Here is a 15,276-nt window from a genome sequence, read left to right on the forward strand (position 1 = left end):
ATGAAGAATTTTGTGCGTTCCGTCTGCCGGTTGATTGACCGGAATGAACCCTTTGCCCTGGCCACCGTGGTGGAGAGCTCCGGCTCCACGCCGCGCTCCTCGGGTGCCAAGATGGCCGTGCGCCGGGACGGTTCCATCATCGGCACCGTGGGCGGCGGGCTGGCCGAGGCCCTGGCCTGCAAGAATTGTCGGGCCATGCTGGAAGCCGGGAACGGGGCCGCGCATCTGATGTTCGTGGACATGACCCAGGAACTGGCCGCCGACTCGGACATGATCTGCGGCGGCGGGCTGTCCATATTGCTGGAGACCGTGGAACCGGACGGACTGTGCGCCGCCGCCTACCGGGAGCTGGACGGATTGCTGCGCAGGGGCGTCCGTTCGGTCCTGTCCACGCGATACGAGGAGACCGATGTGTGGCGGGCCGTGAACCATATGGTCCTCAAGGACGCCGAAGAAACTGAGCCGCGCTTCGAGAACCGGGGCGTGAACATGTTGTTCCTCGAGCCATTTATCCCGCCTGCGCCGCTTTATATCTTCGGTGCCGGGCACGTGTCCCTGTTTACTGCGCGCGTGGGGGCCATGGTCGGGTTTCGCACGGTGGTCCTCGACGACCGGGCGGATTTTGCCAACAAGGACCGTTTCCCGGAAGCGGACGAGGTGGTGGTGCTGTCGTCCTTTGACGGGTGCTTCGACGGCCTCGACGTGGACGAAGACGCGTTCATCGTCGTGGTCACGCGGGGCCATCTGCACGACCGCAACGTGCTGGCCGAGGCGCTCAGGACCAAGGCCGGGTACGTGGGCATGATCGGCAGCAGCAAGAAACGCGACAAGATTTACGCATCGCTGCTGGACGACGGTTTCACCCAGGCTGATATCGACCGCTGCCATTGTCCCATCGGCCTGACCATCGGCGCGCAGACGCCCGAGGAGATCGCGGTTTCCATTGTCGGCGAATTGATCAAGGCCCGATCGGGAGCAGGTGCATGACGCGGTTGGCGGCTGTAATTCCGGCGGCGGGCCTTTCTTCACGCATGGGCAGGTTCAAGCCGTTCCTGCCGCTGGGGGACGGGACCGTATTGGAACAGGTCATCAATGTTTTTGCCCCGGCGTGTATCGAGCCGATCATCGTGGTCACGGGCAAGCGAGGCGATGAAGTGGCTGCTGCCGCCGAAAAGGCCGGAGGCGTGGCCGTGCATAACCCGGACTTCGAGCAGGGCATGTTTTCTTCCGTCCTGGCCGGAGTCAAGGCGTTGCCCGACGATATCGACGGTTTTTTCATGCTTCCGGCGGATGTTCCCCTGGTGCGTCCGGAGACGGTGCGCGGCCTCGCCGAAGCGTTCGGGCGGGAGCGCCCGGCGGTTCTCTATCCCCGGTTTCGTGGCGAGCGGGGGCATCCGCCCGTCATCCGCCGGGACCTGCTCCCGGATATCCTGCATCATGACGGTGTCGGCGGACTGCGCGCAGTGCTCAAACGTTTTGAGGCGGATTCGGCTGATCTGGATGTGGCCGATTCGGGCATCCTGCACGACCTCGACCTTCCGGAAGACTACGACCTGGCCGTGACCTCCTTCGGCAGGGGGTACCCAGACGACGCGGAGTGCGCCCAGTTGTGGGCCATGGCCGACGGCACCGGGCACGTCATGCGCCATTGCGAGGCCGTGTCCCGTGTGGCCGAAGCCCTGTGCGCGGCCCTCAACCGGCGTGACGGGGTAAAGCCGCTTGACCGAAAGCTGGTGCGCGGTGCGGCCCTGACCCACGATATCGGCAAGGGAACCAGACGCCATGAGGAAGCCGGCGCGGAACTGCTCCATGATCACGGGTTCCACGCGGCCGCCGAGATCGTCCGGGCCCATTTCGACGTGGAGCTGTTTCCTGACGAGCCCATCTCGGAGAGGGAGGTGGTTTTTCTTGCGGACAAACTGGTCCGTTGCGACCATCCGGTCCTTCTGGAAGGGCGGTACCTGGAGAAGATGGAGATGTATGCCGACGAACCCGGCGCGGTTCCGGCCATCCGGGGCCGTCTGGAACGGGCCCGGAACCTGCTGGCCCGGTTCGACCGGGAAATGGGCGTGTCCTCGGAGCAACTGGCCCGGGAGGCTTTTGCATGATCGTGCTGGTTCGCCATGCCCGGACAGATCAGGCAAAGGGACGGTGTGTGGGCCGAACCGATGTTGCCCTGTCCGCCGAAGGAGTCGCCCAGGCCGAGCGACTGGCCGCGAGCCTGGCCGATGCCGGATTCGTCCGGTTGTGCGCCAGCCCGGCAAGGCGCGCCCTGAACACCCTCGCGCCCCTGGCCGCACGCCTGGACAGGGAAGCGGAAATCATCCCGGAACTGGATGAGATCGACATGGGGGAGTGGGACGGTCTGTTCTTCGACGATATCCGAACCCGGTTCCCCGCCGGGTATGCCGAGCGCGGCGTCCGTTTCGGCGGCTTCCGGCCTCCTGGCGGCGAATCATTTGATGACGTTGCGGACCGCGCCATGCCCGCTCTTGTCAGGCTGGCCGCCGGGCCGCAGCCTGTTCTGGCCGTGACCCACGCGGGCGTCATCCGTTCCGTGCTCTGCCGGGTGACGGGGCACCCCACGGACGGCCTCTTTTGTTTCGAGCCGGAGCATGGCATGTGCACCATCCTCGCCCCGGCAGGATCGGGGCTGGAACTCGTGGCCGACGCCGTCGTCCCGGACGATGTCGCTTCATACCTTCCCGGCTAGGTGGACTGCGGGCAGAACCGCTCCCAGCCCATGAGCGCTGCCCCGCCCGAAATGGTGGTCCCGTAAAAGAGTACCGGCTTGTCGGTCAGGAACCGGTCGATGGTGGAGTTGGCCAGAGTGGTGCCCGTGACAAGGAGCAGGTCGCACCACTCCACGGCGTCCTGCGTGGCGTCGCCGCCTTCCACCAACACCCCCCGTTTGACCTGGCCCACGTTGTCGGGGTCGAGGTCGATGAGCCGTATTTCGGCCCGGCTGTTCAGCGCCTCGGCAAGGGCGGGCTGGAAGCCGATGATGGTGATGCGCCCGGCGTCGTAGTGCTGCCGGATGTGGTCGAATATCTCGCCCGAACAGTCCTTGGGGCCGGTGTTCCTGCAATGGACCGTGCCGCACGCCTTGCCTTGTGAGCGGCAGACCGCGTTCAACGTGGACACGAACACCGCGCGGTTGAAGTTGTCCTCGAGGGGCAGGGCGGCCACTTCGGCCAGGGTGCCGGTGAAATTGCCGTAGTGGTCGGTGAAGGCCTGGCCCCGCGCACCCCGGAACACGGCTTCCATGAGTTTTTCCTTGCCCTGCTGGATGGGAAAATCGGTTTCTTCGGGCGTGCCGATGGCCTCTTTGACGGTCAGGGGACCGGCGGTGACGGTGATGCGTTCGTCGAGGATGCCATCCTTTTCCCACAGGTTGAGCGCCTTTTCGCGAACGGTTTCAAGAGTGTTCATGGGGTCTCCTATACGGCTGAAAGTCTTTTCAGTGCGATGAAAATGGTGAGGGAAAACGCGCCGATGACGGCCGAAAGCACCAGCGCGCGGTCGAATTCGCCGCTGAACACGGCGTTGTAGATTTCCAGGGACAGGGTGTTGGTCTTGCCGATGATGTTGCCGCCGAGCATGAGCGTGATGCCGACCTCGCCCAACGATCGTCCCAGGGCCAGGAACCACCCGGCGGCCACGTTGCGTCGGATGCCGGGCAGGAGCACCAGCCAGAATGTCTGCCATCGGTTTTTGCCCAGCACGTGCGAGATCTCGGCCAGCCGCTTCACGTCGCCGCGCAGGGCGGCCTCCACCGGCTTGACCATGAGCGGCATTCCGGCCACGAACGAGGCCAGGACCACGCCCGGAAAGCTGAAGACCATGTCCACGGGCAGGACGCTGCCGACGAGCCCGGCCCGGCCCAGCAGCATGAGCAGGATGAAGCCCGTGGCAATGGGCGGAAAGACCAGCGGGAGCGTGACCAGGAAGTCCGTGGCCGAACGCATGAATCCCTTGCCGCTGGTCAGGTAGTAGCCTATCAGCACGCCGCCCACGAGATGAAGCGCGCCCGCTGCAGCCAGGGTTTTCAGCGTCAGCCAGAGTGGCCCGGTGGTCTGCGGCTCGGTCAGTATCCGAAGGAAGTCCATGGCTCCTTACAGCCCGTGCTTCTTGATGATCGCCTTTGCCTCGGGCGTCTGGAGGAAGGACAGGAATTCATCGGCCTGTTGCCTGTTGCTGCAGGTGTCGAGGACCCCGACGATGATGCGGATGGGCGAGTAGCCGCTTTCGTCGATGACCACGAATTCGCCGATGTGTTCCTGGACGTTCAGGGCGTGGGTGAGGTTGAGGAATCCCATGTCCACCTCATTGGTGTTCAGATAGGAGAACACCTGGGGAATGGTCGCGACTTCCACCAATCGCGGCTGGATGCCGGGCAGGCGGCCGCTCGTCAGCAGGTATTCCCTGGCCGCCTTGCCGTAGATCGCCTTCTTGGTGTCGGGCAGGGCGATACGTCCGGCCTGCGGGTCGTCCAGGTCTTCCACGCGGGAAAACTTCGAGGACTTGGCAAAGGCCAGGACCAGCTTGCCCCGTCCCAGTTCCAGTTTCTTTTCGATGGGCAGCCCGGCCTTGTCCAGGAAGGCTTCGTCTCCCAGGACCAGCCCGACCTCGCCGCTTTCACGGGCCAGGGTCGTGACGCGGGCCATGTTGCCGTAGATGAGGCTGACAGCATGGCCGGTCTGCTGCTTGTAGGCCGCGTTGAGTGCGTTGACCATTTTCTTGTAGCCCGCGCCCGAGGCGAGGACCACGTCGTCTGCCTGTGCAGTCGGGGCCAAGAGGGCGATGAAACAAAGGGCCAGGACGAGTGTGCGGATTCTGGGCATGATGCGTTTCCTTGTTAGACGGGTGAGACGGTCGGGGCGATCGACGGACGATGGATTGCCTGGCGGTTCAGCCACTCCAGCGTGATTCTGCCGTTTTCCACGGCCACGATGGCGTCGCCGAGCCACTGGGCTTCGATGAGGTCGTGGGTCACGTGGAGGATGGGGATGTTCAGGTCCTCCTTGAGGTCCATCAACAGGCCGCAGAGTGAGGAACGGGTGGCTACGTCCAGGGCGGAAAAGGGTTCGTCCAGGAGCAGGAGTTTCGGTTTGCGGGCAAGGGCCTGGCAGAAGGCCGCGCGTTGCCGTTCTCCGCCGGAAATGGAATTCGGCCTGCGGTCGGCCAGGTGGCGAATGCCGAAGGTCTGCATGAGCGGCCCGACATCGGTTTCGTCCGGGGCGCCGAAACCGATGTTCTGGTGTACGGTCAGGTGCGGAAACAGGGGGAATTCCTGAAAAACCAGTCCGATTTCCCGTTTGTGCGTGGGAATGGATCGTCCGGTTTCGGTATCGGTCCAGATATCGTCTCCCAGCGAGATGGTGCCGTGGTCAGGCAGGTCCAGGCCTGCCACGAGGCGTACCAGGGTGGTTTTTCCCGCTCCGGACGGGCCGACTATGGCGGTCAGTTCACCGGCGCGGCAGCACAGTGCGGTGTGCAGCTCGAACTGGTTCAGGTGCTTCCGGATGTTGATGTTCAATGTCATGGGCTGCGGTGTGTTCGGGTTGGCGGGGCGCATGGTGCATGCGAGGCTTGTGTCGATGTACTTATTCCCCTATGTTTTGTGTCCAAATGGCGCAAACGGGTCACGCGAATGGATGAATGAGTGACTGTTCATGGATATGTGATGAATGCAAACAAACCATCGGGAAAGGTCTGTCCGCGGGAATTCTTCCGCGTGTCGGAGCATGTGAAGTACCTGGAACCGCCCCAGGTGCTGGCGTTCGAGCGGGCTTTCTCCCAATGGAAGGACAGCGCCAAACGGGCGGACAGCATCCGCGCCCGTATGCGCATGTGGCTGATTTTCTTGTTGCTTCGACATTCAGGGGCGCGGCTGGGTGAGATACTGTCCCTGGACGACGCCACCTGTTTCGATGTCGGGAGCACGGCCATCCGCCTTGGTTCCGAGGATCGGAAGCGATCGGTTCCCCTGCCCGACGAGGTCTTCTCCCAGATCATGGGCGTATTGGATGGCCCCATGGGATGCGGGGCGCGCGGGGATTTCTTTCACGCGGACCCGGGATACTTCCGCCGCATCTGTTACGCCCGCGGCAAGGAGGCGGGGTTGCCCCGTGAGCTGTCCGGCCCCAACGTCCTGCGCAACACCAGGGCCGTGGAAATGCTTCGCAGCGGCGTGCCCATCACCGTGGTCCGTGATGTGCTCGGCCAGTCGTCTCTCGATTTGACCGCCTGTTTCCAGCAGTTCTCCCCGGAAGACATGCATTCCATCGTGCACAGCGCGCAGAAGGCCATGCTCCGCCAGACCAGCGCCCGAAACTCCTTTGTCGGCCACGTGACCCGCATCAGGCAGGATTCGGTCATGGCCGAGGTGGTCATGGAGACGCGCTCCGGCTGCGAGATCAGCGCGGTCATCACCGCAGACAGCCTGCACAGCCTCGACCTGAAAGAGGGGAGTCCCTTGGTGGCCACGGTCAAGGCGCCGCTGGTGAACGTCATGCGCTGCGGCCGGGAAACGGCGGGCAGCGCCCGCAACCGTTTTCACGCCACCATCCTGCGCGTGACCGACTCTCCGGTCATTTCAGAGGTGTTGGGCCGCCTTGACGACGGCACGGACGTCTGCGCCCTCATTTCCGCCGAGAGCGCCAGTGAGCTGGCCCTTCAACACGGCGATGAAGTCGAATTCTGGTTCAAGGCGTTGTCCGTTGTCCTGAACACGGTCCGCCTGGAAACGGTCTGAGCCCCCCTGTCGAGTAAGCCGTGGGTCGCGCGGAGCGCGAGCAACCATTCGGCAGCCGACGGAGCCAAGGCTCGCGAAGAGCGTCCTCGCTGGTAGGCTTTGAGCCTAAGCCCATAGTGGCTTCAGCGCGCATCTCTCCCTGAGAGGTGGGCGCTATTTTGATACGCTCAAAATAGCGGTGTTTCACTGGCCCTCGCCTCGAAAGATGAAGGCGTGTTTACCAAAGGAATGACGGCAGGGAGCCGCCGATTGCTGATTGCAATGGGTTTTCTTGTTTGCCGATTGCGGATAGGGTCCGTTTTTTGAGTCGTTCAATATTCCAGCCTTACGAGAGTGCCGATGCAGATATGGGTTGATGCCGACGCCTGTCCCAATGTCATCAAGGATGTTTTGTTCAAGACCGTGCTTCGGCGCGAGATCGACATGACGCTGGTGGCCAACTTTCCTCTTTCCGTTCCCCTTTCGCCGCTGATCAAGACTCTCCATGTGGCGTCCGGCTTCAACGAGGCGGACAATGAAATCGTCCGGCTGGTCGAGCCGGGAGACCTCGTGATCACGGCGGACATCCCCTTGGCCGATGCGATCGTGGACAAGGGAGCCACGGGCCTCAATCCACGTGGCGAGCTGTATACGGAAGAAAACGTGAAAGGGTTGCTGCGAATGCGCAATCTGATGGAGGAACTGCGAAGCGCCAACATGGTCTCCGGCGGTCCGACGCCCATCGGCCCAAAGGATAAGCAGGAATTCACCAATCAGCTGGATCGTTTTTTAACGCGGAGTCTGCGCAGGAGCTGATGTTGAGGTGAGCCGGAATTGGGGGAGGTGTCCCTCTGATTTTGAGCGAAGTGCCTTTCAGATACTGGCAACAACAAAAAAGGGTTTACGGAGTATTTCCGTAAACCCTTGATTTTTCTGGTCGGGATGAGAGGATTTGAACCTCCGATCTCTGCGTCCCGAACGCAGCGCTCTACCAGACTGAGCCACATCCCGATGTCGTGAGAGGGGTGTTTAGCTCAGGGGGGATGAAAAGGCAAGGTAAAAATGTGGGGATCGTCAAGGTTGTGGACAAAGGGGGGAAAGGTGCCTAAAGTCGGAAATTGCATGATAAAATAATTACAATGTATGGCCGGAGGCGGTACGGTCAAACGTGTTTTGGCCCTTGTCGGGCGTGTGTGGTTTTCTGCATAATGATCCGGCAGAGGGAAGCAAGGAGTTCTAAGTGATTACAGTTTTGGTTGTGGATGATTCCGCATTCATGCGGAAAGCCATCTGCACGATGCTCGAGAAGGACCCGGGCATCAAGGTGGTCGGTGCCGCACGCGATGGCAAGGAAGGCCTGGAAATGGTGCGCTCCTTCGATCCCGACGTTGTCACCCTGGATATCGAGATGCCCAGGATGGACGGTCTTACCGCACTCAGGCACATCATGATGGAATCCCCGAGACCCGTCCTCATGGTCAGCTCCCTGACCACCGAAGGCGCCGAGTCCACCCTGAAGGCCATGGAGCTCGGGGCCGTGGATTTCATCCCCAAGCAGCTTTCCAAGGTTTCTCTGGATATCATCAAGATCGAACGGGACCTGATCGAGAAGGTCAAGGCCGTGGCCGCCCGCAAGATGCGGCATACGGCTCCCGCTGCCAGGCCCGTCCGGCAGAAGGTCGCGGCACCTGTGGACCGCCGGTCCGGCAAGCCGGTTCGCGACGTGGTCGCCATCGGTGTCTCCACCGGCGGGCCCCCTGTCGTGCAGAAGATTCTGTCATCTCTCCCGGCCGATTTCCCGGCGGGCATCGTCATTGCCCAGCACATGCCGGCGGCCTTTACCGGTCCCTTTGCCGAGCGTCTTGACGGCGTCAGCCGGCTCTCGGTCAAGGAAGCCGAAACCGGCGACGTCCTCAGGCCGGGGTGCGTCTTCGTGGCTCCGGGCGGCAGGCATGTGGTTCTGGACCAGAAGGTGAGCCGGATCGAACTGAAGGTCACCGACGAGCCGTCGGGCGAGTTGTACAAGCCTTCGGCCAACGTGCTCATCTCTTCGGTCGCCAAAGCCGTCGGGCGGCGCGGTCTCGGCGTCATCCTTACCGGCATGGGCAACGATGGATGCGAAGGCGTCAGGGCTCTCAAGGAAAAGGGCGGCAGGGCGCTGGCCCAAAGTGATTCCACCTGCGTGGTCTATGGCATGCCCAAGGCCATCGTAGACGAGAAGTTGGCGGATGAAATTATTGATCTCGACGACATGGCCGACTCCATTGTCTCGAATCTGTATCAATAGGGCCGTTTGAATTCTGAATTTGCACTGGAGGTTTGGAGCATGGAGTGTACCGAATATCTGGCGTTGCTCGACAGCGACGACAAGGAGGTCGTCCGTGAGAGCGCGTTCAGGGCGGGCGAGGACAATTGTACCGAAGCCGTGCCCAAACTGGCGGAATTGCTGACCACCAATCATCTCGGCATCCAGGAGGCGGTGGACAGTTCCCTCAGGAAGATCGGCGGCAAGGAGACGGTGCAGGCCGTGCTGCCGCTGTTGCGCTCGGACGACGCCCCCGTGCGGAATTTGTCCATGGACATCCTGCGGGAGGTGGGGAGCCAGGATATGGGGTCCCTCATCGAGCTCAGCCAGGATGAAGACGCGGATATCCGAATTTTCATGGCCGACATCCTCGGCTCCACCGGGAGCCTGTTGGCTGTCGAGCCCCTCTGCGACGCCCTCCTCAGGGACCCCGAGGTCAACGTCCGCTACCAGGCTGCGGTCAGCCTGGGCGATCTGGGCATGGCCGAGGCCGCTCCCTGCCTGAACAAGGCCATCAACGACGAGGAGTGGGTTCAGTATTCCGTGATCGAGGCGCTGACCAAGATCGGGCATTCCAGTTCCGTGGACGCCCTGGTCAAGGCGTTGGACTCCGCGTCCGACCTGGTTGCGTCGATGATCATCGATTCCCTGGGCGAGCTGGGCAACGTCAAGGCCGTGACCATGCTTTTGCGGCGCATGCCCGATGCACCCACCGCGCTGCGGAATAAAATCGTCAAGGCCGTGGTCAAAATTCTCGGGGGCAAGTCCCTGACCCTCCTGAGCGACGAGGAGCGGGAGCGGTTCCGCCAGTACCTGCTGGTGGCGCTCGAGGACGAGGACGAGGAAATACAGGATGCAGCCATTCAGGGGCTGGCCCATGTGGGCGGCGAACAGGCCTCCAGGGGAATCCTCACCATCGCGGCCGGCCTGGATCAGGATCGTGATCAGGACCGGCTGCAGACCATCATCGGGTGCCTGGCCGAAATCGGGCTGACCGAAGCCCTGAAGGAAGGGGTCCTCGGCGATGACCAGACCACGGCCGGCGTTGCCGTGCAGGCCCTCTCCCTGATCGCGCCCGAGCAGTGCAGCGAAGCGCACGCGGTCTGCGGTGTGCTCATGGAGGCTTTCTGGCAGACTTCGTTGCCCATCCAGCGGCAGATCATAAGCGTTGCTGCGGAGCGGGCCGACGAGTCGGCAAAAGACTTTTTCATCAAGATACTCGAGGAGCACAAGGACGGCACCGTGCTCAAGAGCGTGGTCTACCTGCTGGGCGAGAAGCTCCGGTTGGCCGAGGTCGTGGATGACATATTCCCGATGCTCGGGCATCAGTACGACGACGTCAAGGAGTCGGCCCTCAATGCCTGCATAGCCATCGGCGGCGACGCGGTCGTGACCCGCTTCAGGGAGATGGCCGTCAGCGAGGACCCAATCCAGCGTTTCATGGCGATCTATGCCCTGGGCAAGCTCGGTGCCACCGAGAACCTCGATTACCTGAAGCAGGCCGTGGAAGATGAGATTCCGGATGTCAGGAAGGTGGCGCTGGAGGCCCTGGCCGGCGTCGGTGATCCTTCCGACTGGCGGCAGTTGGTTCTGCAGCGCCTCAGCGACGAGAACAAGGACGTGCGGCTGACCGTCATTGAGATCATGGGCCGCTATTTTGACGACGAGATGGTCCCTCATCTCCTTCACGCCCTGAACGACGAGGACGATTGGGTAAAGATACGGGCCATCGACGCCCTTGGCGAGCACGGGCTGACCGAAGGGGTTCCGCATTTGGTTGCCATGCTCAAGAACACCAACCGTTTCGTCGTCATGAAGGCAATCGAGGGGCTTGGCAGAATCGGAGGGCCCGAAGCGTTCAATGCCCTGCTCGAGGTCACCAACAGTGATGAATACGAACTGGTGAGCGCGGCGGAAGAGGCCATCACCCGGATTCAGGAAGCCCAAGAGTAGGCGACAAAGATGTCATCGCTTTTTTCAAAGACCATCTCACTGGGCAGGGAGCTTCGGATTACGGACCAGGAGTTCGTCAATCTGCGTGACTTCATTTATCAGGAATGCGGCATCTGGATAGCCGACAACAGGAAATATCTCCTTGAAAACAGGCTCGGCAACCGGCTCAAGAAACTCAACCTCAAGAATTTCGACGAATACTACAATCTGCTCAGGTACGATTCGTCGCGGTCGGCGGAATTCAGGAAGCTGTTCGAGGTCATCACAACCAACGAGACCAGCTTCTACCGCAATCCGCCGCAGCTTGAGGTCTTCCAGAAGGAAGTCCTGCCCGACGTGCTCGACAAGTGCCGCAAGGCGGGCAATCGGCTGCGCATCTGGTCGGCGGGTTGTTCGACCGGGGAGGAACCCTACACAATTTCCATGATCATCAACGAGGTGCTCAAGGGGGAGATGGATTCCTGGGATATCCGTATCACTGCCAACGACCTGTCGGAGCGCGTCCTCGAGTCTGCGCGCAAGGCCGTTTACAACGACTACACCCTGCGGACAACGCCCAAGGACATCGTGGAGCGGTATTTTGATTCCGGGGGGGGGCAGAACAAGCTCAAGCAGGAAATCAAGAAGTTGGTGAGTTTCGGTCAGATAAATCTCAAGGATCGCAATCAGATCAAGCGGATCGAGCGGTCCCAGATTGTTTTTTGCAGAAACGTCATAATCTATTTTGATGATGCAATGAAAAAGCAGGTTATCAACGATTTCTACGACAACCTGCTTCCTGGCGGTTACCTGATCATCGGACACTCGGAGTCGCTGCACCACATCACGCGCGCCTTCAAGCCCATCCGGTTTCCGGGTTCAATTATTTACAAGAAGGAAGAATAGGGAGCCTCGCTATGCTGGATTTGATATGCGGGCACGAGACGTGTTACCAGGGGGAACATCATGCCTAAACATATTCTGATTGTGGACGATTCCAAAACAGTGAGGAATCTTGTCGCCTTCATCATGAAGAAGGAAGGCTTCAAGGTGACCACCGCGGAAGACGGCCTTGACGGGCTGGAAAAGCTATACAGTCTCGATTTTGTCGATCTTATCGTTTCCGACGTCAACATGCCCCGCATGGATGGGTTGACGTTCATAAAGACCGTTCGCGAGCAGGAGAGCTACCGGGACATCCCCATCGTGGTGCTTTCCACCGAAGGGCAGGACAAGGACATTCAGACCGGCTTGACCGTCGGTGCGAACCTGTACATGGTCAAACCCGCGCAACCGGAAAAACTCGTCCGCAACGTCAAGATGCTGCTTGGCTGACGGTGTGAAACCACATAACGCGGCATTGCAGAAGGAGACTCGATGAGCCAGGACTTTCTCGATCCGGAAATCTTGTCAGATTTTTTCATCGAAGCGAAAGAGCATTTGGAGACCATTGAGCCGAATCTTCTCGAGCTGGAAAAGAGCCCCGAGAACCTCGGCATTCTGAATGAGATTTTCCGGCCCATGCACTCCCTCAAGGGCGCATCGGGCTTTTTGGGGTTGAACAAGATCAACGGGCTGGCCCACAAGGCGGAAAACATCCTGGATGAACTGCGCCAGGGGTCCATGCAGGTTACGGAAGGGATCATGGACCTGATCCTGTCCGCCACCGACGCCCTGCGCACCATGGTCGACAATCTGGAGACCAGCGGCGTGGAAGGTGACGTGGACACCGGACCCGTCATCGCACAAATCGAGGCGGCTCTGAAGGGTGAACTCGGGGATGTCACGGGGGGCCCCGGGGCGGAGGGCGAGGTTGTCCTGGAGCCTGAGCCTGTTTCCGAGCCCCAGTCCGTTGTCGAGCCTGCGCCTGCGCCTGCGCCGGAACCTGTCGCCACGGTCGAGGAAGAGGTGACTGCTTCCGTGCCCGCCTTCGTCCCGGAGCCCGATCCCGATTTCGACGATACCCCGTATGCCCTGACCACGGTGGGCGAAGGCCATCTGGCCGATTTTCTTGAAGAGGCCCAGGAGATCGTGGAAAACCTCAACCGTTGTCTGCTGACCCTGGAAGGGGAGCCCGAAGGGGCCGAGGAACTGATCAACGATACGTTCCGGTATTTTCACAACCTCAAGGGCAACAGCGGCATTATCGGCTTCAAGGAACTCAATTCCCTGACCCACGAGGCCGAGACCCTGCTCAACAAGGTCCGCAAGGGCGAGATCGCTTCCAGCCAGTCCATGATCGACCTGCTGCTGGCCGCCGTGGACCTCATCGAGACCCTGGTGTCCAAGGTCGATATAGAGACCAGCAGGGTCGACCCCGTGGATACCAGCGCCATGGCGCAGATTCTCCAGAAGGTCACCAACGACGGCGATACGGCTGCGGTTCAGGGGTTGGTCTCCGGTAAATCCGAGGATCACCCCAAGGAAGCGGAAGCCGCGCCGACTCCTGCCGAGGCGGCAGCGGTCGAATCCGTCGCAGACGAATACGATCCGGAGGACGTGGCCCTGTTCATTTCCACCATCGACCAGCAGCTCAAGGCTGTTGACGTCGCTTTCGACCTGCTCCGGAAGGATTCCGGGCAGAAGGACATCATCGACGGTCTGTTCCGTACTTTCCAGACCATTCAGAACTCCACGGGATACATGGGGTTCGACGAAATCAGGGAGTACGCGTCCAGAACCGCCGGTCTGGTTGATCAGGCCCGCAAGTCGGACATGGATTTTTCTCTGATGTTGGACATCCTGGAACAGGAACATGCCATCCTGCGGGAGATGATCGTCAAGGCCGTGAAGTCCGTCGGCGGTTCCATCGAAGAGGAGGGGGCCGAGGTCGCCTCCGCTCCCGAACCCGAGCCCATCTCCGAACCGGCGGCAGCTCCCGTCCCTGAACCGGCCCCCGCGCCCGAACCGGTGGCGGAAGCCCCCAAGCCGGCTCCCGCGCCCGATCCCGTCAAGCAACCCGTATCCAAGCCCGCTTCGGCGGCCAGGAAGCCTATGAGTAACGCCAGCAAGTCCAGTGGCGCACAGCAGCCCCCTGCGAAGCCCAAGGTGTCGAGCACCATCCGGGTGGATCATCACAAGTTGGACCATCTGATGAACGTCATCGGAGAGCTGATCATCAACCGGAACCGGTACGCCATGCTCGCCCGCGCCCTCGAGGACGGGCAGGAAGAGGTTCATGTGGTGGCCCAGCAGCTCACGGAAACCACCTACGCCATGGCGCGTATATCGGACGATCTTCAGGACACCATCATGAAGGTCCGCATGGTTCCGGTCCAGACCGTGTTTTCCCGGTTCCCGCGCTTGGTGCGCGACCTGTCCCGAAAGTCGGGCAAGCAGGTGGAACTGATCATGGAAGGCGAAGAGACCGAATTCGACAAGTCCGTTGTCGAGGAGATCGGTGATCCGCTGGTCCATCTCGTCCGCAACGCGGTTGACCACGGCCTGGAACCCGAGGACGAGCGTATCGCTGCCGGAAAGAAGCCCAAGGGCCACGTCTGGCTGCGCGCCTATCACAAGGGCAATTCAGTGGCCATCGAGGTGGAAGACGACGGTCGCGGCATGGACCCGGAAAAGCTCAAGATGGTGGCCATGCGAAAGGGCGTCATCACCCCGGAAGAGGCCAACGCCATGGACGACCGCGAGGCGCTGGACCTTATCTTCGCGCCCGGCTTCTCGTCCGCTGAAAAGGTCACGGACATCTCCGGTCGCGGCGTGGGCATGGACGTGGTCAAGACGAACATCAAGAATCTCAAGGGCAGCGTGCACACCCAGTCCGAGGTGGGCAAGGGCTCAAAGCTCACCCTGACCCTGCCGCTGACCCTGGCCATCATCGACGCCCTCATGGTCCAGGTTGGCGGCGACACGTTCGCCATCCCGCTGGACGCGGTGTCCGAGACCACCAAGATCGAGGTGGAAAAGCTCTCCGAGGTCAACAACCGCAAGGCCGTCGAGCTGCGCGGCGAGGTCCTGGGCATAGTGGAACTGGCCGAACTGCTCGATCTCCCTCAGTCCATGGACGACCGCGACGTCCTGCCCATGGTCATCATCCAGGACAACGACCGCCGTCTCGGCCTTGTTGTGGACCGGCTTCTGGAACGCCAGGAGATCGTCATCAAGCCCCTCGGGCAGTATCTCAACAACTTCAACCTCAAGGGGTTGTCGGGCGCCACCATCATGGGCGACGGCTCGGTGGTGCTGATCCTCGACCCGCACGAAATCTACTCCCTGTCCACCCAGCTCGGGAGGAAACAGGAACCCCTGACCGTGGGCGGCGCGGCTCTGCCTGCCGGGAAGTAAGATA

General features: G+C 61.3%; 14 protein-coding genes and 1 tRNA gene. 10 read left to right on the forward strand and 5 right to left on the reverse strand.

Features of this window, described 5'->3' with window-relative positions; genetic code table 11:
• From OO730_RS16040 to OO730_RS16050, 3 genes are read left to right on the forward strand one after another with little or no spacing between them, the layout of a single operon-like run.
• The gene (locus tag OO730_RS16040; protein ID WP_264982499.1) at window positions 1-987 is read left to right on the forward strand and encodes an XdhC family protein; all 987 of its coding nucleotides are present in this window, start codon (window positions 1-3) and stop codon (window positions 985-987) included.
• A complete protein-coding gene (locus OO730_RS16045) occupies window positions 984-2,108 on the forward strand; it encodes a DVU_1551 family NTP transferase (protein WP_264982500.1) in 1,125 nt (374 codons plus the stop codon). The genes OO730_RS16040 and OO730_RS16045 overlap by 4 nt, the downstream gene beginning before the upstream one ends.
• Complete coding sequence (locus tag OO730_RS16050) at window positions 2,105-2,713, forward strand: histidine phosphatase family protein (RefSeq protein ID WP_264982501.1); 609 nt, start codon at window positions 2,105-2,107, stop codon at window positions 2,711-2,713. Before OO730_RS16045 ends, OO730_RS16050 begins: the two co-directional genes overlap by 4 nt.
• On the opposite strand, the gene OO730_RS16055 is transcribed toward OO730_RS16050, so the two are convergent.
• Genes OO730_RS16055 through OO730_RS16070 form a run of 4 tightly spaced genes read right to left on the reverse strand, consistent with a single transcriptional unit; the run spans window position 2,710 to window position 5,545 of the window.
• Window positions 2,710-3,432, reverse strand: a complete 723-nt coding sequence (locus OO730_RS16055; protein ID WP_264982502.1) for a Rossmann-like domain-containing protein — start codon at window positions 3,430-3,432, stop codon at window positions 2,710-2,712. The genes OO730_RS16050 and OO730_RS16055 overlap by 4 nt on opposite strands.
• Window positions 3,433-3,440: 8 nt before the next feature.
• Window positions 3,441-4,109 carry a molybdate ABC transporter permease subunit gene (locus OO730_RS16060; RefSeq protein WP_264982503.1) on the reverse strand — a complete coding sequence of 223 codons (669 nt, stop codon included), beginning with the start codon at window positions 4,107-4,109 and terminating at the stop codon, window positions 3,441-3,443.
• Between the two features lie 6 nt (window positions 4,110-4,115).
• Complete coding sequence (gene modA / locus OO730_RS16065; RefSeq protein ID WP_264982504.1) at window positions 4,116-4,844, reverse strand: molybdate ABC transporter substrate-binding protein; 729 nt, start codon at window positions 4,842-4,844, stop codon at window positions 4,116-4,118.
• A gap of 14 nt (window positions 4,845-4,858) precedes the next feature.
• Window positions 4,859-5,545 (reverse strand): ATP-binding cassette domain-containing protein, encoded by a 687-nt coding sequence (locus OO730_RS16070; protein WP_264982505.1) that lies wholly within the window; start codon window positions 5,543-5,545, stop codon window positions 4,859-4,861.
• A 192-nt stretch (window positions 5,546-5,737) separates the two neighbouring features.
• On the opposite strand from OO730_RS16070, the gene OO730_RS16075 reads away from it, so the two are divergent.
• A complete protein-coding gene (locus OO730_RS16075; RefSeq protein ID WP_264982506.1) occupies window positions 5,738-6,757 on the forward strand; it encodes a TOBE domain-containing protein in 1,020 nt (339 codons plus the stop codon).
• Between the two features lie 339 nt (window positions 6,758-7,096).
• The gene (locus OO730_RS16080) at window positions 7,097-7,552 is read left to right on the forward strand and encodes a YaiI/YqxD family protein (protein ID WP_264982507.1); all 456 of its coding nucleotides are present in this window, start codon (window positions 7,097-7,099) and stop codon (window positions 7,550-7,552) included.
• 118 nt (window positions 7,553-7,670) lie between these two features.
• Here OO730_RS16080 and OO730_RS16085 read toward each other — a convergent pair.
• Window positions 7,671-7,747: transfer RNA gene (locus tag OO730_RS16085), tRNA-Pro, on the reverse strand.
• A 229-nt stretch (window positions 7,748-7,976) separates the two neighbouring features.
• Here OO730_RS16085 and OO730_RS16090 point away from each other — a divergent pair.
• The 5 genes from OO730_RS16090 to OO730_RS16110 are packed head-to-tail and all read left to right on the forward strand — an operon-like array spanning window position 7,977 to window position 15,272.
• Window positions 7,977-9,023 carry a protein-glutamate methylesterase/protein-glutamine glutaminase gene (locus OO730_RS16090; protein WP_264982508.1) on the forward strand — a complete coding sequence of 349 codons (1,047 nt, stop codon included), beginning with the start codon at window positions 7,977-7,979 and terminating at the stop codon, window positions 9,021-9,023.
• Between the two features lie 39 nt (window positions 9,024-9,062).
• Entirely contained in the window at window positions 9,063-10,994 is a 1,932-nt protein-coding gene (locus OO730_RS16095; RefSeq protein WP_264982509.1) for a HEAT repeat domain-containing protein, read from the forward strand.
• 9 nt (window positions 10,995-11,003) lie between these two features.
• The gene (locus tag OO730_RS16100; protein WP_264982510.1) at window positions 11,004-11,879 is read left to right on the forward strand and encodes a CheR family methyltransferase; all 876 of its coding nucleotides are present in this window, start codon (window positions 11,004-11,006) and stop codon (window positions 11,877-11,879) included.
• A 60-nt stretch (window positions 11,880-11,939) separates the two neighbouring features.
• The gene (locus tag OO730_RS16105) at window positions 11,940-12,308 is read left to right on the forward strand and encodes a response regulator (protein ID WP_264982511.1); all 369 of its coding nucleotides are present in this window, start codon (window positions 11,940-11,942) and stop codon (window positions 12,306-12,308) included.
• Window positions 12,309-12,350: 42 nt separating this feature from the next.
• The gene (locus OO730_RS16110) at window positions 12,351-15,272 is read left to right on the forward strand and encodes a chemotaxis protein CheA (protein ID WP_264982512.1); all 2,922 of its coding nucleotides are present in this window, start codon (window positions 12,351-12,353) and stop codon (window positions 15,270-15,272) included.
• Window positions 15,273-15,276 lie beyond the last annotated feature (4 nt).

Source organism: Pseudodesulfovibrio portus, from assembly GCF_026000375.1.
Classification (GTDB): Bacteria; Desulfobacterota; Desulfovibrionia; order Desulfovibrionales; family Desulfovibrionaceae; genus Pseudodesulfovibrio; species Pseudodesulfovibrio portus.

Coding starts and splice junctions, on each gene's coding strand:
- OO730_RS16040 (WP_264982499.1), top strand. CDS start 1: ATGAAGAATTTTGTGCGTTCCGTCTGCCGGTTGATTGACCGGAATGAA.
- OO730_RS16060 (WP_264982503.1), bottom strand. CDS start 4,109: ATGGACTTCCTTCGGATACTGACCGAGCCGCAGACCACCGGGCCACTC.
- OO730_RS16045 (WP_264982500.1), top strand. CDS start 984: ATGACGCGGTTGGCGGCTGTAATTCCGGCGGCGGGCCTTTCTTCACGC.
- OO730_RS16080 (WP_264982507.1), top strand. CDS start 7,097: ATGCAGATATGGGTTGATGCCGACGCCTGTCCCAATGTCATCAAGGAT.
- OO730_RS16050 (WP_264982501.1), top strand. CDS start 2,105: ATGATCGTGCTGGTTCGCCATGCCCGGACAGATCAGGCAAAGGGACGG.
- OO730_RS16100 (WP_264982510.1), top strand. CDS start 11,004: ATGTCATCGCTTTTTTCAAAGACCATCTCACTGGGCAGGGAGCTTCGG.
- OO730_RS16105 (WP_264982511.1), top strand. CDS start 11,940: ATGCCTAAACATATTCTGATTGTGGACGATTCCAAAACAGTGAGGAAT.
- OO730_RS16055 (WP_264982502.1), bottom strand. CDS start 3,432: ATGAACACTCTTGAAACCGTTCGCGAAAAGGCGCTCAACCTGTGGGAA.
- OO730_RS16110 (WP_264982512.1), top strand. CDS start 12,351: ATGAGCCAGGACTTTCTCGATCCGGAAATCTTGTCAGATTTTTTCATC.
- modA (WP_264982504.1), bottom strand. CDS start 4,844: ATGCCCAGAATCCGCACACTCGTCCTGGCCCTTTGTTTCATCGCCCTC.
- OO730_RS16095 (WP_264982509.1), top strand. CDS start 9,063: ATGGAGTGTACCGAATATCTGGCGTTGCTCGACAGCGACGACAAGGAG.
- OO730_RS16070 (WP_264982505.1), bottom strand. CDS start 5,545: ATGACATTGAACATCAACATCCGGAAGCACCTGAACCAGTTCGAGCTG.